The sequence below is a fragment of the Amycolatopsis sp. NPDC023774 genome (assembly GCF_040639695.1).
Lineage (GTDB): Bacteria > Actinomycetota > Actinomycetes > Mycobacteriales > Pseudonocardiaceae > Amycolatopsis.
The window spans coordinates 16,403-34,461 of record NZ_JBFAAJ010000044.1; the positions used below are offsets into that span (position 1 = coordinate 16,403).

Annotated in this window: 18 protein-coding genes and 2 pseudogenes; 11 read left to right on the forward strand and 9 right to left on the reverse strand. The window is 69.4% G+C overall.

Annotation, left to right across the window (positions count from 1 at the left end):
• Positions 1 to 236 precede the first annotated feature (236 nt).
• Positions 237 to 626, reverse strand: a complete 390-nt coding sequence (locus tag AB0F91_RS42790) for an ATP-binding protein (protein WP_360607515.1) — start codon at positions 624 to 626, stop codon at positions 237 to 239.
• A gap of 945 nt (positions 627 to 1,571) precedes the next feature.
• Between AB0F91_RS42790 and AB0F91_RS42795 the strand changes: the two genes are divergently transcribed.
• The gene (locus tag AB0F91_RS42795) at positions 1,572 to 1,802 is read left to right on the forward strand and encodes a hypothetical protein (RefSeq protein ID WP_360607517.1); all 231 of its coding nucleotides are present in this window, start codon (positions 1,572 to 1,574) and stop codon (positions 1,800 to 1,802) included.
• Between the two features lie 209 nt (positions 1,803 to 2,011).
• Here AB0F91_RS42795 and AB0F91_RS42800 read toward each other — a convergent pair whose 3' ends face one another.
• Together AB0F91_RS42800 and AB0F91_RS42805 are read right to left on the reverse strand one after the other, a co-directional pair.
• Complete coding sequence (locus AB0F91_RS42800; RefSeq protein ID WP_360607519.1) at positions 2,012 to 2,254, reverse strand: hypothetical protein; 243 nt, start codon at positions 2,252 to 2,254, stop codon at positions 2,012 to 2,014.
• Between the two features lie 254 nt (positions 2,255 to 2,508).
• The gene (locus AB0F91_RS42805) at positions 2,509 to 3,375 is read right to left on the reverse strand and encodes a manganese catalase family protein (RefSeq protein ID WP_360607521.1); all 867 of its coding nucleotides are present in this window, start codon (positions 3,373 to 3,375) and stop codon (positions 2,509 to 2,511) included.
• A 206-nt stretch (positions 3,376 to 3,581) separates the two neighbouring features.
• Between AB0F91_RS42805 and AB0F91_RS42810 the strand changes: the two genes are divergently transcribed.
• The 4 genes from AB0F91_RS42810 to AB0F91_RS42825 all read left to right on the forward strand — a co-directional run bounded on the left by AB0F91_RS42810 (position 3,582) and on the right by AB0F91_RS42825 (position 7,629).
• On the forward strand, positions 3,582 to 3,878 hold the full coding sequence (locus AB0F91_RS42810) for a DUF4383 domain-containing protein (RefSeq protein ID WP_360607523.1): 297 nt from the start codon (positions 3,582 to 3,584) through the stop codon (positions 3,876 to 3,878).
• 12 nt (positions 3,879 to 3,890) lie between these two features.
• Positions 3,891 to 5,663 carry a cytochrome c oxidase subunit I gene (gene ctaD / locus AB0F91_RS42815; protein WP_360607525.1) on the forward strand — a complete coding sequence of 591 codons (1,773 nt, stop codon included), beginning with the start codon at positions 3,891 to 3,893 and terminating at the stop codon, positions 5,661 to 5,663.
• A 240-nt stretch (positions 5,664 to 5,903) separates the two neighbouring features.
• Positions 5,904 to 7,043: a zinc-dependent alcohol dehydrogenase gene (locus AB0F91_RS42820; RefSeq protein ID WP_360607571.1), complete on the forward strand. Its 1,140-nt coding sequence runs from the start codon at positions 5,904 to 5,906 to the stop codon at positions 7,041 to 7,043.
• Between the two features lie 16 nt (positions 7,044 to 7,059).
• A complete protein-coding gene (locus AB0F91_RS42825) occupies positions 7,060 to 7,629 on the forward strand; it encodes a hypothetical protein (protein ID WP_360607527.1) in 570 nt (189 codons plus the stop codon).
• Between the two features lie 190 nt (positions 7,630 to 7,819).
• Here the strand turns inward: AB0F91_RS42825 and AB0F91_RS42830 are convergent, their stop codons facing one another.
• Complete coding sequence (locus tag AB0F91_RS42830) at positions 7,820 to 8,314, reverse strand: hypothetical protein (RefSeq protein WP_360607529.1); 495 nt, start codon at positions 8,312 to 8,314, stop codon at positions 7,820 to 7,822.
• 466 nt (positions 8,315 to 8,780) lie between these two features.
• On the opposite strand from AB0F91_RS42830, the gene AB0F91_RS42835 reads away from it, so the two are divergent.
• The gene (locus AB0F91_RS42835; RefSeq protein ID WP_360607531.1) at positions 8,781 to 9,026 is read left to right on the forward strand and encodes an ATP-binding protein; all 246 of its coding nucleotides are present in this window, start codon (positions 8,781 to 8,783) and stop codon (positions 9,024 to 9,026) included.
• A 302-nt stretch (positions 9,027 to 9,328) separates the two neighbouring features.
• On the opposite strand, the gene AB0F91_RS42840 is transcribed toward AB0F91_RS42835, so the two are convergent.
• Together AB0F91_RS42840 and AB0F91_RS42845 are read right to left on the reverse strand one after the other, a co-directional pair.
• Entirely contained in the window at positions 9,329 to 10,111 is a 783-nt protein-coding gene (locus AB0F91_RS42840; RefSeq protein WP_360607533.1) for a YsnF/AvaK domain-containing protein, read from the reverse strand.
• Between the two features lie 1,102 nt (positions 10,112 to 11,213).
• Positions 11,214 to 11,513 carry a response regulator gene (locus AB0F91_RS42845; protein ID WP_360607535.1) on the reverse strand — a complete coding sequence of 100 codons (300 nt, stop codon included), beginning with the start codon at positions 11,511 to 11,513 and terminating at the stop codon, positions 11,214 to 11,216.
• 288 nt (positions 11,514 to 11,801) lie between these two features.
• On the opposite strand from AB0F91_RS42845, the gene AB0F91_RS42850 reads away from it, so the two are divergent.
• From AB0F91_RS42850 to AB0F91_RS42870, 5 genes and pseudogenes are all read left to right on the forward strand, one after another.
• Complete coding sequence (locus AB0F91_RS42850) at positions 11,802 to 12,767, forward strand: hypothetical protein (protein WP_360607537.1); 966 nt, start codon at positions 11,802 to 11,804, stop codon at positions 12,765 to 12,767.
• A 60-nt stretch (positions 12,768 to 12,827) separates the two neighbouring features.
• Positions 12,828 to 13,608: pseudogene (locus AB0F91_RS42855) on the forward strand (transposase family protein).
• Between the two features lie 71 nt (positions 13,609 to 13,679).
• On the forward strand, positions 13,680 to 13,853 hold the full coding sequence (locus tag AB0F91_RS42860; RefSeq protein WP_360607539.1) for a hypothetical protein: 174 nt from the start codon (positions 13,680 to 13,682) through the stop codon (positions 13,851 to 13,853).
• A 27-nt stretch (positions 13,854 to 13,880) separates the two neighbouring features.
• Positions 13,881 to 14,240, forward strand: a complete 360-nt coding sequence (locus AB0F91_RS42865; protein ID WP_360607541.1) for a BlaI/MecI/CopY family transcriptional regulator — start codon at positions 13,881 to 13,883, stop codon at positions 14,238 to 14,240.
• A gap of 4 nt (positions 14,241 to 14,244) precedes the next feature.
• Positions 14,245 to 15,252, forward strand: coding sequence for a M56 family metallopeptidase (locus AB0F91_RS42870; RefSeq protein WP_360607543.1), 1,008 nt, complete (start codon positions 14,245 to 14,247; stop codon positions 15,250 to 15,252).
• 159 nt (positions 15,253 to 15,411) lie between these two features.
• Here AB0F91_RS42870 and AB0F91_RS42875 read toward each other — a convergent pair.
• The 3 genes and pseudogenes from AB0F91_RS42875 to AB0F91_RS42885 form a co-directional block, all read right to left on the reverse strand.
• A pseudogene (locus AB0F91_RS42875) lies at positions 15,412 to 15,858 on the reverse strand (polysaccharide deacetylase family protein); the annotation flags it as partial.
• A complete protein-coding gene (locus AB0F91_RS42880; protein WP_360607545.1) occupies positions 15,855 to 16,874 on the reverse strand; it encodes a hypothetical protein in 1,020 nt (339 codons plus the stop codon). The gene AB0F91_RS42880 and the pseudogene AB0F91_RS42875, both read right to left, overlap by 4 nt.
• Before the next feature lie 342 nt (positions 16,875 to 17,216).
• Complete coding sequence (locus AB0F91_RS42885) at positions 17,217 to 18,053, reverse strand: undecaprenyl-diphosphate phosphatase (protein ID WP_360607547.1); 837 nt, start codon at positions 18,051 to 18,053, stop codon at positions 17,217 to 17,219.
• Positions 18,054 to 18,059 lie beyond the last annotated feature (6 nt).

Consider the following 18,059-nt stretch of genomic DNA (forward strand, 5'->3'; position numbering starts at 1 on the left):
CACCCGTTGAGACAACGTGACTGTGAGCTCTACCTGTCACCGTCGGCCAGTGCGCACCGGCAAGAATCCGTGGTTCGTTAGCTGAAGTTGTCACCGGTTGTGAAAGAGCCCGTGGCGATGCTGGAAACCGAGGTCAACCGGATCCAGTTGACCATCGAAACCTTTAGCGCCGCCAGCGGGGCTGTGGTCGCGCGCGTGGCCCCAGCGACGTGAGCGGTTGCTGGTGAGGTGCCAGGTCACCTGACGACGGTGCCCTGGTCGGTGGGGGTGACCTCGGCATGATCGGACAGCAGGTGAATCAGCGGCAGCCCCCGGCCGCGCAGCGGGTCAGGGGCGGGCTGGGGCCGCCAGCGGCCATGATCGGTGACGGTGACGCGCACAGTGCGCTGGTCGAGGGCCTGCAGGTCGAGTATGCCGGTCGTGGTGTCGGGATAGGCGTGCTCGGCGGCGTTGACGAGGGCTTCGTAGGCGACCAGCTCGATGTCACCGATCAGCCCGGCCGGTAGTCCGCGGGCGTGGGCCCAGTCGGTCAGGGCGCTGCGCAGCGCCGAGGCGTCGCGCAGGTGGGCAGCCTGGCGCACATGCAACGCAGGCGCGGGATTATCTGGGTCGCTCGCCGAACCCATCGGGTGGTCTCTCCTGATTCTCCGCTGCTACTCAGCGGTCGTGCGGTGAAGCATGGCCAGGCGTACCCGCTCATGGCGCGCGCCGATTGAGCTCGTCTGGCACGGCGGCGAACCGTTGGCGGTCGGGGCCTGGCGGCCTCACCTGGCAACGACGCCGGGCCCGTTCCGGCGCCCGGCCGCGCCGGCCGCCCACGTCATCGGGGTTCGTCGCCGACCGGCTCGAAGGCGTTGCGGTTGCACGCATTCGCCTCGGCGCTGTGTCGTGGGCGGCATTCAACCCTGGCGTCGTTCGGTGCCAAGCGGACGCGATTGGCCGAGTTCGCCGACCTTGCCAGCGTGCTCGGCCCCGCCTTGGACGGACGCTCCGCGGTGCTGGACGGCGAGGTCGTCGTCTACGACGAGGACGGCCGAATCGACTTCGAGCTCCTGCAGGAAACCGCGGCCGCTACGTCAAACACGCCGCCTGCGCCGGACCAGGCCGCTCGACGAACTGTGGGCAACTCGGATACCGCGGCCGCCGTCCACCCTCGCAGCGAAAGCCCCAACCGCCCGACACACGGAATGACCCGTCTGATTTGCCGTGCTGACGTGCGCGGTCACTTGGTGCGGCGTGGGCCCGACCAGCCAGCGGCGATGCGATCTCCGCGATGTCCAGCGCCGCGCGAGGTTCGACATCGACCCGGTGATCAGCAGATCGGTGCTCGCCGAGACAACAGCCCGGCCGAGTGTGTTTGACCAGCGTCACGACGGGCAGTCGGGGCATCAGGAGTCGGACGATGAGCCGACGATGCGGTCGTCGCAGCGGCCAAGAAGCACTGCGCCGGTGCCCACGGTGCCCACGGGCGGGCTCCGCACGAACCCTCGTCCGCACGCTGTGGTTAGCCGGGCCCGCTGAGGGAACTCGGGACCCAGCCCGTCGCAGCGACCCGACAGGAGGAAGCTGACGTGGACCCACGACTTCGCGAAGACACCGAGCGCAAGCTGGACCAGCTCACCGACCATCCGGACATGGATTTGCACCTGCGGATCCAGGAACACCGCCTCGAGGGCTACGCGTGGTGCAACGGGAGGCGGTATCGGATCATGGGCGTCAGGGACGAAGAGGACGCCGCGGAGGAGCCGGACGGCGGTCGACCCGACAGGTGCGACGGGCCAGGGCGTCGCTTTGGCGGCTGAGCCCTGACGAAGGCGACGGATTCGGCCAAGCAGGGCCGTGCTCAGCCCGGGCGGCTCGCCATGTCAGCCGGAGCGGGGCCACGCGCCAAACCGAAGCTGGAGCTTTCGGCGTCCGCGCGAGGAGCAACGACCTTTCGCCGTGCTAGACGCTGTGAGACCGAGGCGAGCGTGGCGTTCCATCCGCATAGTGGTACCGGTTCCTATCGACGTTAGTAGATCATCCGCGCGTTTGGAGTGCCGTGCAGACGGTCGCGCAGCCGAGGCAGGAACGCCGGGTCCACTTGGGCGACCGTCTCCAGATCCGCTTTGGGAGGGACGGCCAGGCCCGCCACGGCGAACGTGTCGAGCACCAGCCCCGCAGCGCAGAGGGCGAGCTCGTCGAAAGTGGCGGACGGCAGGTCCATTTCGGCCGGCAGCCACGGCGTGACGAGCGGGCAGGTCGAAGGTGCCACACGACCTGACACACCAGCCGAACCCCACGCGGTAGCGCGACGAACCCACCAGGCGGACTGCCAGACGGACTCAGCGCTGGCGGGCAGTCAGCGCGCCTCGGTGGCTTCGGTCATCGCGGCTCCCCTCCCACGGTCGGTGAGATTCCGCGGTCACCCGCCGGTATGCCGTACTACACATTCGGCCGTGAACGTGAGCGGACGGGCGAGGTCGGCGCCGCCGGCGGCCCGGCTGGGCGCCGGGCCGCCGTGCGCGGTCACGTGGCCTTGCTCTTCACGGCCTTCACCTTGCCCTTCATCGTGCCCTTGGCGTCCTGCAGAGATGCGTAGGTGCCGTAGAGTGCGGGGTCCGGCTTCGGCGCGGTCCCCGGACCGCCGAGGGGCTTGGGGTTCATGAGGTACTCGATGCCGGCCTCGGTGGTCCAGCTGGCGCCCTTGGCCCCGTCAGGACCGTCGGACAGGTGCCAGATGGTGTGGTTGTGGTCCTGGTTCTCCTCGTCGAACAGTGCGTTCGGGGCGATGTCGCCTTCCAGGCCGTCGGCTTCGAGTTCCTCGATGGCGGCCAGCCACTGCTTCTGGTGCACGGTGTCGCGGGCGAGGTTGAACTGCAGCATGGCCTTGACGCCCGGGTCGTCGGTCATGTTGTACAACCGCGCAGTTTGCAACCGGCCTTGGGCCTCGGCCGCGGCATTGGCGCGGAAATCCGCCAGCAGGTTGCCGGAAGCGACGATGTACTTGCCGTTCCACGGTGTGCCGTTGCTGTCGGCGGGCAGCGCTCCGCCCCCGGCGACGATGGCCTGCTGCGGATCCATACCTCCGATGACGGCCGCCATCACCGGGTCCTTGACACTCTCGGCGGTGGCCGTGACCGGGGCGCCCTCGAGCAGGCGAGCCACCATCGTCGCGAGCATCTCGACGTGCCCGATCTCCTCAGTCGCCGTGTCCATGATCAGGTCCTTGTACTTGCCTTCGACGCGACAGTTCCAGCCCTGGAACAGGTACTGCATGGTCACGGTCATCTCGCCGAACGCACCGCCGATGAGCTCCTGCAGCTTGTGCGCGTACACCGGGTCCGGCTTCTCAGGCTTGGCCTCGAACTGCAGCAGTTTGGTGTGTCGGAACATGCGAGCGGTCCTTTCTGCAGGCGGCAACCGGTCATTTCCGGCCGCGGGGTCCACCCGAATGCCCCCCTCACGCCGGAATAACCATCGTCCGCGCGACGAAGTGTCTCCGTCGAAACAGCGCGATTGCCTGTGCATCCGGGGGTACGCGCCGTTGCGCGTGGCGCCGACTCGGCGCCACGGAACCGTTCCCTGGGAAGGGAGCCGCCATGTCGACACACACGTCGTCACACACTGCCATCGGACGATCGTCCGCCCAGGTCGCCGCGGGCATCGTCGCCGTCGTTTTCCTGCTGGTCGGCATTCTCGGATTCATCCCCGGCTCCACCACCGACTACCACCAGATGAGCTTCGCCGGGTACGACTCGACGGCCATGCTCTTCGGCGTGTTCATGGTCTCCACCCTGCGCAACATCGTGCACCTGCTCTTCGACGTCGTTGGCGGTGGTGTAGCCGGCATGGAGAGTGGGTATGCGCGGCCGACCAGCACGTCCGGCGACGAATGAACCGAGGATTCGATGACCGACACCGCTGCGCGGCCGACCACCGTCCCGCACCGACCGGCCGTGAGGGCTGCGCGCGGCTCGGTGATCCTCAAGACGGTCCGCACGACCGACCACAAGACGATCGGCGTGCTGTACCTGTCCACCTCCTTCGGGTTCTTCCTGATCGGCGGCTTGACCGCCTTGCTGATGCGGGGCGAGCTAGGCCAGCCGGGACTGCAATTCCTGTCCCCGGAGCAGTACAACCAGCTGTTCACCATGCACGGCACGATCATGCTGCTGCTGTACGCCACCCCGAACCTCTTCGGTTTCGCCAATTTCCTGGTGCCGCTGCAGATCGGGTCGCCCGACGTGTCGTTCCCGCGGCTGAACGCCTTTTCCTACTGGCTGTACCTGTTCGGCGGGCTGATCGTGATCAGCGCCTACCTCACCCCGGGCGGCCCGCCCGACTTCGGCTGGACGGCCTACACACCGCTGTCCAACGCCATCCACGCCCCGGGGGTCGGCGGCGATCTGTGGATCACCGGCCTGATCGTCACCGGCCTGGGTACCATCCTCGGCGCGGTCAACATGATCACCACGATCGTCTGCCTCCGGGCACCCGGGATGCTGATGTGGCGGATGCCGATCTTCACCTGGAACATCCTGTTCACCGGCATCCTGATCCTGCTCGCGTTCCCGATCCTCACGGCCGCGTTGTTCGGATTGCTGGCCGACCGGCACATCGGCGCGCACGTCTTCGACCCCGCGAACGGCGGCGCCATCCTGTGGCAGCACCTGTTCTGGTTCTTCGGCCACCCGGAGGTCTACATCGTCGCGCTGCCCTACTTCGGCATCGTCACCGAAATCATCCCCGTCTTCAGCCGCAAACCGCTGTTCGGCTACAAGACGATGGTGTTCGCGACGATCGCGATCACCGCCCTGTCGACCGCGGTGTGGGCCCACCACATGTTCGCCACCGGCGCCGTGCTGCTGCCGTTCTTCTCGTTCATGACCTTCCTCATCGCCGTGCCCACCGGCATCAAGTTCTTCAACTGGATCGGCACCATGTGGAAAGGCACCCTCACGTTCGAGTCACCCATGTTGTGGTCCATCGGGTTCATGGTGACGTTCCTGCTCGGCGGCCTCACCGGCATCATCCTCGCCTCGCCACCGCTCGACTTCCACATCCACGACACCTACTTCGTCGTCGCCCACTTCCACTACGTGCTGTTCGGCACCATCGTGTTCGCCACCTTCGCCGGCATCTACTTCTGGTTCCCCAAGATCACCGGCCGCATGCTCGACGAGCCGCTGGCGAAGTGGCACTTCTGGACCACGTTCATCGGCTTCCACACCACATTCCTGATTCAACACTGGCTCGGCGACGCCGGCATGCCCCGCCGCTACGCCGACTACCTGTCCACCGACGGCTTCACCTGGATGCACACCGTCTCCACGATCGGGGCGTTCCTCCTGGGAGCCTCGGTGCTGCCGTTCATCTGGAACGTCGTCAAGAGCTACCGCTACGGCGAGCCAGTCGAGGTGGACGACCCCTGGGGCTTCGGCAACTCCCTGGAGTGGGCCACCACAACCCCGCCGCCACGGCACAACTTCCTCGAACTACCCCGCATCCGCTCCGAGCGGCCAGCGTTCGAACTGCACTACCCACACATGGTCCAGCGCATGCGCGACGAAGCCCACATCACCCGCGGCCACCCGCACGGCAAACCGTCACCCTTCGAGGCCGCCGCAGCCGCAACCCAACCCGACGAACAAGGCACCACCGACGACCCGCGCGGCCGCTGATCGACGATCTTCGCGCGGGGCCCAGCGCCGAGGACAGAGGCCCGGCGCAACCAGCCGCACGTCGAGGTAGCGCCGGCGCATCAGAAGAACCAGCAACACCGCGCCGGACACCGCCGAGACGATGACGCGGCGATGGTTATGCGGAACTGGCACGGGTACTCCGCCGGCTCAGCACGGGTAGCCGTCGTCGCGACGACGACCCGTCCCGGCTCACGAACCGGAGGAGGCGTTGTGCGCGCGATGGTGTACCGCGGGCCGTACAAGATCCGTGTCGAGGAGAAGGACATCCCGCCCATCGAGCACCCGAACGACGCGATCGTCCGGGTGTCACTGGCCGCGATCTGCGGCTCCGACCTGCACCTATACCACGGGATGATGCCTGACACCCGGATCGGCTTCACCTTCGGGCACGAGTTCGTCGGCGTGGTCGAGGAAGTGGGCTCGGGCGTGCGGGACCTCAAGCGCGGCGACCGGGTGATGGTGCCGTTCAACGTCTTCTGCGGAACGTGCTGGTTCTGCGCCCGCGGCCTCTACTCGAACTGCCACAACGTGAACCCCAACGCCACGGCCGTCGGCGGCATCTACGGTTACTCGCACACCTGCGGCGGGTACGACGGAGGCCAGGCCGAGTTCGTCCGCGTGCCGTTCGCCGACGTCGGCCCCGCCGTGATCCCGGAGTGGCTGGCCGACGAGGACGCGGTGCTGCTCACCGACGCGCTCGCTACCGGCTACTTCGGCGCACAACTGGGGGACATCGTGGAGGGCGACGTGGTCGTGGTCTTCGGGGCCGGGCCGGTCGGGCTGTTCGCCGCGAAATCGGCGTGGCTGATGGGCGCCGGGCGGGTGATCGTCGTCGACCACCTCGAGTACCGCCTGGAAAAGGCGCGCACCTTCGCGCACGCCGAAACGTGCAACTTCGCCGAGTACGACGACATCGTCGTGCAGATGAAGAAGCTCACCGACCACCTCGGCGCCGACGTCGCGATCGACGCCGTGGGCGCCGAGGCCGACGGCAACCTCCTCCAGCACGTCACCGCCGCGAAGCTGAAGCTGCAAGGTGGCTCACCGGTCGCGCTGAACTGGTGCATCGACTCGGTCCGCAAAGGCGGCACCGTGTCGGTGATGGGCGCCTACGGACCGGTGTTCAGCGCTGTCAAGTTCGGCGACGCCCTGAACAAGGGACTCACCCTGCGGATGAACCAGTGCCCCGTCAAACGGCAGTGGCCGCGGTTGTTCGAGCACATCCGCAACGGCTACCTCAAGCCGAGCGACATCGTCACCCACCGCATCCCGCTCGAGCACATCGCCGAGGGCTACCACATGTTCTCCGCCAAGCTGGACGGCTGCATCAAACCGCTCATCGTGCCCGGCGGCAGCTGAGGAAGGAAACCGAGCCATGACCTACACCTCCGAGCGCCCGCCGCTCGCGGAGACCAGTGACCAGCTGCGGGCCCGGATCCCCGGCTGGGGCGCGGACCTGGACCCCCGGGACCGGCCGTCCGTGCCGAAACTGCAGTGGCAGCCCGACCGGACCGGCGCGCACTGGGAGTTTCCCGAACGCCAACCCGAGAAGTGGCCCCGCGAACGGTCGATCGAGCACGCGTTCCTCACCCCGGTCTTCGGCACGTCGTGCCCACCCCGTGGTTTCTCCGGCGCGGTGCGCAAACTGGCTTACCGCAGGTACAGCGAGGCCCGCGCGGCGCACTGGCTGCTCCTGCTGGCCGCCGACCGGATCGACGCGTGGGAACACCACCTCCGCTCGTTCGCCACGCTCCGCCCGGACAACCCCGTCACCCAAACCGGTTTCCCCAGCGAGTTCTCCCGCCACGGCTTTTCATCCCGGGTCGGTAAGAAACGCGCGGACGTCAAGCACCACCTACTTGACCCGATCATCGTGGCCGGACCGTGGGTGCTGGCCGGCGGCCTCGTCATCGCCGGGATCAGGAAAATTCTTGGCCGCCGCTGACAACACCGGGTCACCACCACCCAGCGCCGGTCGACTGTGACCTTCGGCGACCGGACGGGAACGCCGAGAAACCTCCCTTCGGAGCCAAAGCGTGTTAGGGCCGACGCGGTCGCTCAACGTCCCTCGTCCTGTGCGGACTGCCCTGCAGCAACCCGGCGAGGCCCGGATTCCGACCCTCACCTGACGGGACTCAGTCCGAGCCGCTGTCGACGAGGTCCGGGGGCAGCGGTCCGACGTCGGCGGGACCGGAACGGGCGGCGAGGGCGTCGGCGACGATACCGGTGACGGCGGCGTAGACGGCCTTGTGGACCAGGTCCACGGCGAGCTCGTCGCGCGGCCAGGACGGCGGCGGCGCGCCGACTCCGGTGGCGTTCTCGAGGATCTGGTCGTTGGTCAACCTGAGCACGGCGAACTTCGCCGACGCCCACGGACCGCGCAGGCCGGCGTGGGCCATCGCGGAGCGCAGGATGCCGAGCACGACGCCCTGACCCAAGTGCATGATCCAGTTCGCCAGTTGCGGCGACTGCCCCGGATCGTCTCGCCCCACCAGCCGGCGCAAGACGCGGGCGGGCACGTGCGAGTCGGCTCGGCCGGTGAGGAGCTGTTCGAGCTTCTCACCGATCGTCATAGCCGTGACCCCAGCCGCCCCCGACAGCAAGCCTTGCCACACTGCGTCTTTCATCATCTTCCCCGGGTACCCCGCCGCCGGCGGCGTACCCCCACGGGCCGCCGCCTCGAGCACCCGCGCCCACCGCCCCGTCGCTGGTGAAGGCCGCGGTGGACCACGTCGAAGGCTCGAAGCAGTCGGCACGGCACCCCGGCTGCCCGGCCGGTTGTCAGGAAACGGGGTCGGCGGCCGTGAGCATCGCGTGTTCGTGGAAGGCCGCCATGGACAAGGTCTTGCAACGTGCTTTTCGAACAGGAAAGTGAGCCGGTCGTGTTCCGCGGACATCACGACGCCGCGGCCCCGTTCCGCGTGGTGCACCGCGCTGTTGACCGGAAAGGCGCCGCTTCCGGGCGGCGGTGGCCCGGCGGTGACGGTGCCGACGGCGCAGGTGTCGCAATTCCCGCAGAGCCGGGTGAGCTATTCCCTGAAGTAGCCGACGAGGAGGTGCCAGCGGCACCGGGTAATCTCGGCGTAACCGCGGATCATGTCGATGCGCGACCGGATCATGACCGTCCTGCTGTACAACGCACTGCGTCACGGCGCCGGCAAGGTCACTGTCACCGCCCGCGACGCCGGCGACGTGCTCGCCGTCGACGTCGCCGACGAAGGCGAGGGGATCACCCCGGGCACCAACGCGTTCCACCGCCGCTCCCGGGCGCCCGCGGAACGGGGATCGGCCTCGCCCTCGCGCGCCGCCTGGCCGAAGCCGAGGGCGGCCGACTGCGCGTGACCCGCCCGCGGCCCGCCGTCATCACGCTGCTGCCGCTCGAGCCCTGACCATAGCTACTACGTTCGTGTAGAATTTCTGGTGGCATTTCTCCTTGCACACATCATGGGTGCCCCCGAGGGCCACCCACGTCGGCTCCCGACTACCCTTCGACGCGCGCTACCGCGCAGTTCTCAATGACTTTCGAAAGGATCCTGCGGAGCCGGCCGGGAATTGACGCGACCGGTGAGAGGCGACCCCGCCCGCCCAGTTTTAGAGCGGGCGGGGTCTGAATCCGAAATTTCTCGCGCAAGCGAGTGCGGACCTCAACCGCGTGGGGGGTTCTCGGGCAGGTCGTCGGTGTCGATGTGTTCCTTGCGCACCTCGGCGGAGACTGTCTCGGTCTCGGTGACCTCTTCCTTGGCCAGGCGCACCCGCTCGACCGGCACGGCCTCGGTCTCCACGACCGGCCGCTCCGCGTGCAGCGTCATCTCGTGCTCTTCCTCGGAGATGGCCGGCCCGTCCAGGGCAGCTGCGGCGTTGGCCTCGGTGATGGGCTCGCGCTCGACGCGGACCTCCTCGTGCGTCACCGGGACCGACACTTGCTGGGTCTCGGTGACGACATACTTGCGCAGCGCCGCCCGGCCGGTCTGTTCCCGCTGCGTGCCCACCCGCAGCCGTTCCTCCGAACGCGTCATCGCGTCGTCGGTGGTGGGGCCGGAGATGTCGTGCCCGACGTCGGCTGCTGTGTCGCCCATCGGGCCGGTCTGCCCGGCCTGGCCTTGCCCGGCGCCGAGACCGTAGTGCTGGTGGAGTCGGCTTTCCTCGCCCGGGTCGAGGTGGTCACCCGAGGGGTCGACATGGGGTGCATCCTTCACGAGGTCCCTGTCGTAGGACGTCTGGAGGTCGTCACCGCGCGGTTGTACGCCCTGGACGGGCAAGAACGTCTCGCTTGTGCCGAACAGCCCGGTGTTGACGGTGATCCACGAAGGGGTGCCCCTGTTGACGTCGGTCCACAACTGGCCCACCTTGCCGATCTTCTGACCGGCCGGGTCGTGCATGGTTTTTCCGGCCCAGGTAGTGAAGTCCTGATATTGGGGTACTGTCATTTCGATCTTCCTTGCCAGTGGAGGGGTTTGCGTTCAGCGCCTATTACCCGCCTTCGCGGACCCGACACCTGCCTACGGAATTTTTTCGCCAGTAGTCCGCCACCGCGGCGTGGTCTACGATCTTCAAAGTGTCGAAGACGTGCGCGTGAGCTGCACAGACAGGACCTTTTCACGCTTGCCGGAATTTCGATCCCATCCGTGTGGCGAAACAAGTTCGACGACAAGGGCGGTATCCGGCGAATCGCATCCTTTCTTCCGGTGTGGAAATCGCGGACCCGCGGCTCGCCCGGTGAAGCGCCCCAGCGCGCGGGCCCGCAGGTGATCGATCGCGTCGGCTGCGGCCCGAGGAGGGGTGCGTCGCACGGCGGCGCGCGAGGGCGCTGCCGGTCAAGCAGAGGCCGGCAGTCACGCCGGCCTGAAGAAAACCCAGCCAGGCTGCCGAGAAGTGACGTCCCATGCGGTTAAGGGCATACTTGCGGTGCGGTGCCTCCACGACGACGACGAACACCAGCGTGGGCGACCACTGCCCGGTGCGGCGGCCCCATTGCCCCGCACGTGGGGCCGCGACGGCACAGCCGAGGGTCGACCTCACCCCGGACCAGGTCCTCGGCGCACCTGCGCCCTCACAGGACCTGTCGGCCTTTTCTCTGCCCCGTGCGGTCACGGACTGGGCCGCGGGCGTGCTGGACATGGTAGGACGTGCCGCAGTCGACGCGGCGATGTAGCCGGTGAGCAAGGCATTCACCCTGGCTACGGCCACGGGACATGCGGCGGTAGAAGTTCCTCACCGCAGCCAAGGCGCCCGAGCAGGCGCTCGGTCAAGACACCAACGCCCTCGACGAGCACGACGCGCCGCTGCGGCTGGCTCAACTCGACGACGAGGTGAGCGTTTCGGCGACCCAACACCCCAGGGCGATCAACCTACTCGAACAAAGCGGTTCGGTCGGCGTCACCGACGACGGTCGCATCGAGTACCTCGACTCTGGCATCACGTCCGAACACGCCGTCCGCCAGGGGCTCGCCGCGGCCGAAACCCACGAGCGGCTGATCTGCCGCAGAACCGGGCCGGACACCTGCGCGCCCGCGACGACGGGTTCCACGGTCAGCACGAGCGCGCGCCCGTGGCCGGCGAGTGCGGGCGTCCATTCCAGCTCGATGGCGGCGAGCTCGTCGGCCGCGGCGGTGGCGTCGCGGACCGGGGGGTGTCGCGGGCCAGGGCGAGCAGGTCGGTGACGGTCCGGTCGAGTCGGCCGGTGGTCGCGACGCTCGCCTTGACCACGTCACGCAAGTCGGCTTTCGGGTTCTCAAAGCGCCACGCGACGTCGTGCCCGTGCTGGGTCAGGCTCGTGTGCAGGACCTCACCGATGATGCGGTCGTCTTCGACGAGGAGAACTCGGGCCATGCCCCGTGGACCGGGCCGGGATACCCGAGATCGACTCCGTCGGGGAGTCCCTCGACTCCACCGCCGTCCGGCTCGACGACCTGCGCGCCCGGGAACGCGCTTGAGAATATCCGCATTCCCGGGTTCCGGTGCGCACCACGATCATTTTGCCTTGCGCTAACCTCAACCGAATGTTTTCTTGCCTCCCGCCCCGGTGAAATCGGTTCGCATTGAGCAGCGAATGCATTTTTCCTCTCCCTAACCCGCGGCTTTCCGGATGTGCACCGGTCCCGGAATAGCTTGCGGAATATGTCCGCCGATCAGCTGTTTCCGCATCCGGTTCCGCCGCAGCACGCGTCCCGGCAGCCACCCGCGCCGCCGCGGCCGAAGCGCCGCCAGCGCCGGATCGTGCTGCTGGTGATCGCGGCGCTGCTGGCCTACCCGGCCGGCACCTACGGCTACGCGCTCACCTGTCCCGGCGACGCGAGCGTCTCGATCCGGACCGTGGATTGGCTGCGGGACATCGGACTCGGCAGTGTGGTCAACGCCGTCGAGAACCGGTCCACCCGGCACCCGCCGTCGAGCGCCACCGTCGGCAGCGGAACCGCCCTCACTCGGCGGGGTGGCCGTGAACGGGGCCGGGCCGCGCCCGCGGAACCTGCCCGTCGGGCCGTCCGCGGCGGCCAGCGCGGGCGAATGGCTCCGGGCGCGCGGAGCGGCGCCAAGGTCGCCGAATACACGACGTTCCTCCAGCCCGATCCGGCCCACGCGAGTGTCGTCGCCGGAGTCGCGTGGCTGAATGAGTCGCTGGTGCGCACGCAATTGTTCTCCGGTACGAAAGACCCGGGCAGCCCCGGCCCGGCCGCAATTCCCGCAGAAATGCGCGGCTCGCTGGTGGTCGCGTTCAACTCCGGCTTCAAGCTGAAGGACTGCAACGACGGCTACTACCTCGACGGAACCACCGTCGCACTCCTGCACAACGGCATGGCGTCCGTCGTGATCGACGACACCGGACTCGTCTCCGTAGCCCAATGCGGCCGCGGCGCCACGATGAAACCGCACATCACCGCCGTGCGCCAGAACCTCGACCTCATGATCGACCACGGCGCCCCGGTCCCCGGCCTCAACCTCAACCCGGCGGGCCACTGGGGCAGCGCGTCGAACCAGCTCCAGTACACCTGGAGCTGGGGCCTCGGCACCGACCGCGCCGGCAACCTCCTCTACGTCGGCGGCACCGGGCTCACCCTCCACACCCTCGTCGACGCCTTGGTCTAAGGGATGTCTCGTAACCCGGTGTCGGGCTGGCTGGTCCGATAGTTGATCATGTTTGGTGTGGTGCAGGTGATCACAGCGTCGCGGCCGGAGTGGATTGCCCCGTTCACCGGGCTGGAGCCGGGTCAGTTCCGCAAGCTGGTGCGGCTGGTCGGGAAGCGGGGTGGAGACGAGATCGCCCACGGCCGCCCTGGTCGGCAGTGGGCGTTGCCGCTGGCAGACCGTGTGCTGCTGGTCGCGACGTACTGGCGGACGAACCTGACGATGCGCCAGATCGGACCGTTGTTCGGGGTGTCGCATTCCGCAGCCCACCGGGGGAAGCGACACGATCGGTCCACTGCTGGCGCTGGCCCCGGTCCGCACACGCCGGATCGACGCGGTCGCGATCGTGGACGGCACCCTGGTGCCCACGCGGGATCACCGGCTGGCGGCACCGTCGAAGAACTACCGGTACTCGGCGAATGTGCAGATCGCGATCGACGCCGACACCCGGCTGGTCATCGCCACCGGCGACGCACACCCGGGCAACCGCAACGACTGCACCGTCTACCGCGACTCCGGCATCGAGCAGGAGTTGGCGGGGCGCCCGGTGATGGCCGACGGCGGCTACCAAGGCAACCCGGCCGTGATCATGCCCTACCGCCAACCCCGCGACGGCCATGATCTGCCCGACTGGCAGGAAGACCTCAACGCCGGCCATCGCAAAATCCGTGCCCGCGTCGAACACGCCCTGGCACGGATGAAATGCTGGAAAATCCTGCGCGACTACCGCCGCGCCGCCCGCACACTCAACGACACCGTGTCCGGCATCGCCCACCTGCACAACATCCTCCTCACCGACTGATCCACAACACCAAACCCCACCAACCACAACACCAATTACGAGACATCCCTGAGGCCGGAATCCAGCAGGGCATGGAGCTCGACATCCACTCGCCGATGGTCACGTTCGACAGCTACCGGCCCGACGCACCGGGAATCGGCAAGCTCCTGCCCACCATGCCCGGCAACCTCACCCGCTACCTGCAGGCCGACCAGCGTGACTTCTTCGCCACGTCGCTCCGCTCGACGCCGTCGAAGGCACCGTGAACTACGACACCGGTGTAGATTCGCGTCATGCGCAGGGGACCTGGTGAGCTCGAGGCCGAGGTGCTGGCCGTGCTCTGGCAGCACGGGGCGGCCTCCGCGGCGGACGTGCGGCAACGGCTCGGCGACGACACGCTCGCCTACACCACCGTCGTGACGATCCTGTCCCGGCTCTACGAGAAGGACGTCGTCACGCGGGAGAAGCGCGGCCGCATGTTCGTCTACAGCCCGGCGGAAGACGCGCCGGGCCTGGCGGCGCGGCGGATGCGCGCGGTGCTCGACGGGGAGTCCAACCGCGAGAGCGTGCTGGCCCGGTTCGTGTCGAACCTGTCGGCCGACGACGAGCAGGCGCTGTTGCAGCTGCTCCAGCACGACCGCAAAGGCGACTGAGACCGTGGGCACCGGCCTGCTCGTTCCGCTCGTCCTGCCGGCAGCGTCGTGGCCGGTGGGGCGCTGGCTCGCGCCGCGCTTGTCACCTCGTGGTGCGACACAGCTGCTGACGTTTCTCGCGCTGGTGTTCGCCGTGGGCAGCACCGGCGCGTTGGCCGTGGGTGCGCTCGCCGGCCTGTCGCTGGTGCCGGCGGTCGCCGCGCTCGGCGACTTCTCCCCAGCGACGTTCACCGCCACCGTGCCGACGCCGGTGGCCATCGCCTGCTGCGCGCTGCTGATCGCCGCGGCGTTCGCGGCCGTGCGCGCGATCCACAGCCACTGGCGGTGGTACCGGCGGGTGCACGCCGAGCTGGACGAGCATTCCCGCGAAGGCGGCGTGGTGATCCTGCCGGGCGCGGAGCCCGTGGCCTTCGCCATCGCCGGCCGGGGCGGCCGCATCGCCGTGTCCGCCGGGATGCTCGCCGCGCTCGAACCCGGCGAACGGGCTGCTCTCCTGCAGCACGAGCGGGCGCACCTGCGGCTGCGCCACCCTGGCTACGCCGCGGTCGGCGTTCTCGCCACGGCGCTCAACCCTCTCGTGCGCCCCCTGACGACGGCCGCGAGGTTCGCGATGGAGCGCTGGGCCGACGAGACCGCCGCGTCCGGAGTCGGTGACCGGCGCCTGGTCGCGACGGCGGTGGCCAAGGCCGCGCTGGTCGACCGCGGCCGCGGCTCGTACGCGCTCGCCGCCGGAGGAGGGCCGGTGCCGCAGCGGGTGCGCGCGCTGCTCGACACCCCCGCGTCACCTCCGCGCCGGCGCGGCGTACTGACCGCGAGCGCGGTCGCCGTGGTACTCGGCTGCTGCGGCTGGTCCGCCGGCGCCGGGGCGCAGGCCGCGATCGCATTGCACTCCGACATCGAAGCTGCCCAGCAGGCCTCGTGCGCGTCCCACTCCGTGCTCACGCAGCGGTCCCACGGCGAGACCGCGTTCCGCGCAGCCGGCCAGGATCGCCGGGAGTGCGCCGAGCGCTGAGCGCCACGAACCGACGGTGGAGGCAGCGACGTCCGAGTCGTGCAGCAGGATCGTGCCACCGGGGCGAAGTCCCTTGTGGACTGTCTCGGCCACCGACGCCGGAGTCGCGCGGGCGGCCCAGTCGAACCCCCAGGCCGTCCACAGCACGGGCCGCAGGCCCAGCTTCCGCGCCGCGACCAGAGAACCGGCCGAGAACACCCCGTAGGGCGCGCGCAGCCACCGTGGCCCGACCCCGGCGACGTCGGTGATCAGCTCGACCGTCCGCGCGAGGTCGTCGTGCAGAGCCGCCGGGAAGCGGCGCAGGAAACAGCGGTGGTCCCAGCCGTGCACCGCGAGCTCGTGCCCGGCGGCGACGATCTCGCGCCCGAGCTCCGGGCACCGGGCGAGCTCCCGCCCGAGGACGAAAAACGTCGCCCGCGTGCCGGTTTTCGCCAGCAGGGCCAGGAAATGCGGGGTCGAGCGCCGGTGCGGGCCGTCGTCGAAGGTGAGCGCGACGTGGCCGGGGTCGCCCACCCCGGCGAACGCGTCGGGACGCAGTTGCGGCAGGAACAACGCGGCCGGGGCGGCGTGCGCCGCGAGCGCACCCGCCGCCGCGACGCGGATCACCCGGCCACCTCGATCGGCAGGGCCGGCGCGGCTTCGCGGGCGAGCGCGGCACGCAAGGCCGGGCCGAGCGCGTCAGGTGTCCGGACCCACGGCACGGTGCCCTCCTGGTCCAGCACGGCGGCGTTGGCGCGGCCGTGGCCGGGCAAGCAGCGGTAGGTCAGTACCGGCAGCCCCGTCGCGAGGGCTTCGGAGGTCGTGAGCCCGCCCGCGTTCTGGACCACGAGGTCGCACGCGCGCATCAGGTCCGCCATCGGGTCCACCCAGCCGAACACGTGCCGGAGCCCCGCGTTACGCAGGCGTTCGCGCAACGCGTTGTTGCGGCCGCAGACGACCACGGGCTCGGCCGAACCGTCGGCGCGCAGGTCGGCCACCGTCCGTTCGACCTCACCGACGCCCCAGGACCCCGAGACGACCAAGGCCAGCGCTCGATCCGCGGGCAGCCCGTGCGCGAACCTCAGCCGCGTCCGCTCGGCCGCTCCGGCCACCGGCCGGAACGCGGGCGCGACCAGCGGCGGCGCGACCAGCACCCGCCCCGCGCCCCAGGCTCGCGCCTGCCGTGCCGCGGTCTCGTTGGGTGCCACGGTCAGATCGGCCTGCGCGCTGACGCACAGGCGATGCACCGACGGATCCGTCAGGTACGCCACCAGCCCCGCCGCGAGCCGCCCGCGCACCCGCAGGTGCGCCGCCGCGTGGGTCGCGAGCGGGTAGGTCGACACGACCAGCCGGGCGTCGTCGCCCACCACCTCAGCCAGCCCGGCGGACGCGAGCGCCGCGAGCCGCCGGGCTGGCGCCGCGAGCGCCGGTGAGCCGAGTGCCCCCAGCAGCCAGTCCCAGCTGCGCGGGGCGACCTGCAACTGCCGGTGGTAGGCGCCGCACAGCGTCTGCCCGAGCCGGCCCGGCAGCAGGTCGAGAAAGTCGACGCGGTCGGCGCGCACCCCGCGCTCGGCCAGCCACCGGGCGAGCTCCCGCGCCGCACCGTCGTGCCCGGCGCCGACCCGCGCGGACACGATCACCACGCGGTCGCCGTCGAAATGTTCTACAGGAATGTAGTAAATCTACATGCATGTAGTCGGTCGGGTCCTCCGGGCGCGGCGGCGCCTGTTTCGTCCGGTGTACCGCGCCCGCACCGCGGTGCCGGCGCCGGCCCCGCTACCGGGCGAGTTGCGACAGCACGCGGGTGCCTTCCGCGCGCACCGCGGCGAGCGACCGCGGGTCGAGGTGCAGCAACCGCAAGATCGTCGGCACGACCTGCGTGGCTCCACCGCGTCGCCGACACCGCGCCCCGCCGCAGGGCCGCAGGTGGGCGCGAGGCCGACCACAGCCCTTGCCGCGAAAGGTTTACTGCGGTCCGGCTCCGATCAGGCGGCCATTACGCCCGAGGCCAGCGTGGCCAGCAGCACGACCCCCACGACGAGGCGGTAGATCACGAAGGCGGTGAACGTGTGCGCCGCCACGAACTTCAGCAGCCACGCGATCGCCGCGTACGCCACGACGAACGACACGATCGTCCCGACCACGAGCGGCAGCACGTCGAGGCCGCCGCCCAGCGCGTCCTTCAGCTCGTACAGGCCGGCTCCGGTCAGCGCCGGGATCGACAGGAAGAACGACAGTCGCGTGGCGGTGACCCGGTCCAGGCCGCGGAGCAGGCCGGTCGAGATCGTGGCGCCGGAGCGGGAGAATCCCGGGAAGAGCAGGGCGAGGATCTGCGACGAGCCGACCAGCATCGCGTCGGCGAACGTGGACTCGGCCTCCCCGCGTTTGCCGGTCCCGAACCGGTCCGCGGCCCACATGATCCCGCTGCCGACGATGAGCGACACCGCGACGACCCACAACGACGCGAGCGGGCCCTTCACCAGCGACTGGAAGAGCAAGCCCGCAACGACGATCGGCAACGTCGCGAGGATGACCCACCACGCGAACTTGTAGTCGTGCTCTTGGCGCGCCCGGGCGTTGACCAACCCGCGGCCCCACGCCGCCGCGAACCGCACGATGTCGCGGAAGAAATACACCAGCACCGCGGCGATGGCACCGACCTGGATCACCGCGGTGAACCCGACCACGGATTGATCGTCGACCGGGACGCCGAGCAGCCCCTCGGCGATCTTCAGGTGCCCGGTCGAGGACACGGGCAGGAATTCGGTCAGGCCTTCCACGATCCCGAGGATCACGGACTGGCCGAGGTCGATCGCGCTCAACTCACT

What these genes read in the sequence shown, in the direction of transcription:
- AB0F91_RS42835 (WP_360607531.1), top strand. Translation starts at nt 8,781, where the DNA reads ATGTCGATGCGCGACCGGATCATGACCGTCCTGCTGTACAACGCACTG.
- AB0F91_RS42860 (WP_360607539.1), top strand. Translation starts at nt 13,680, where the DNA reads ATGGAGCTCGACATCCACTCGCCGATGGTCACGTTCGACAGCTACCGG.
- AB0F91_RS42820 (WP_360607571.1), top strand. Translation starts at nt 5,904, where the DNA reads ATGGTGTACCGCGGGCCGTACAAGATCCGTGTCGAGGAGAAGGACATC.
- AB0F91_RS42790 (WP_360607515.1), bottom strand. Translation starts at nt 626, where the DNA reads ATGGGTTCGGCGAGCGACCCAGATAATCCCGCGCCTGCGTTGCATGTG.
- AB0F91_RS42805 (WP_360607521.1), bottom strand. Translation starts at nt 3,375, where the DNA reads ATGTTCCGACACACCAAACTGCTGCAGTTCGAGGCCAAGCCTGAGAAG.
- AB0F91_RS42825 (WP_360607527.1), top strand. Translation starts at nt 7,060, where the DNA reads ATGACCTACACCTCCGAGCGCCCGCCGCTCGCGGAGACCAGTGACCAG.
- AB0F91_RS42845 (WP_360607535.1), bottom strand. Translation starts at nt 11,513, where the DNA reads ATGGCCCGAGTTCTCCTCGTCGAAGACGACCGCATCATCGGTGAGGTC.
- AB0F91_RS42865 (WP_360607541.1), top strand. Translation starts at nt 13,881, where the DNA reads ATGCGCAGGGGACCTGGTGAGCTCGAGGCCGAGGTGCTGGCCGTGCTC.
- AB0F91_RS42850 (WP_360607537.1), top strand. Translation starts at nt 11,802, where the DNA reads ATGTCCGCCGATCAGCTGTTTCCGCATCCGGTTCCGCCGCAGCACGCG.
- AB0F91_RS42830 (WP_360607529.1), bottom strand. Translation starts at nt 8,314, where the DNA reads ATGATGAAAGACGCAGTGTGGCAAGGCTTGCTGTCGGGGGCGGCTGGG.
- AB0F91_RS42810 (WP_360607523.1), top strand. Translation starts at nt 3,582, where the DNA reads ATGTCGACACACACGTCGTCACACACTGCCATCGGACGATCGTCCGCC.
- AB0F91_RS42840 (WP_360607533.1), bottom strand. Translation starts at nt 10,111, where the DNA reads ATGACAGTACCCCAATATCAGGACTTCACTACCTGGGCCGGAAAAACC.
- ctaD (WP_360607525.1), top strand. Translation starts at nt 3,891, where the DNA reads ATGACCGACACCGCTGCGCGGCCGACCACCGTCCCGCACCGACCGGCC.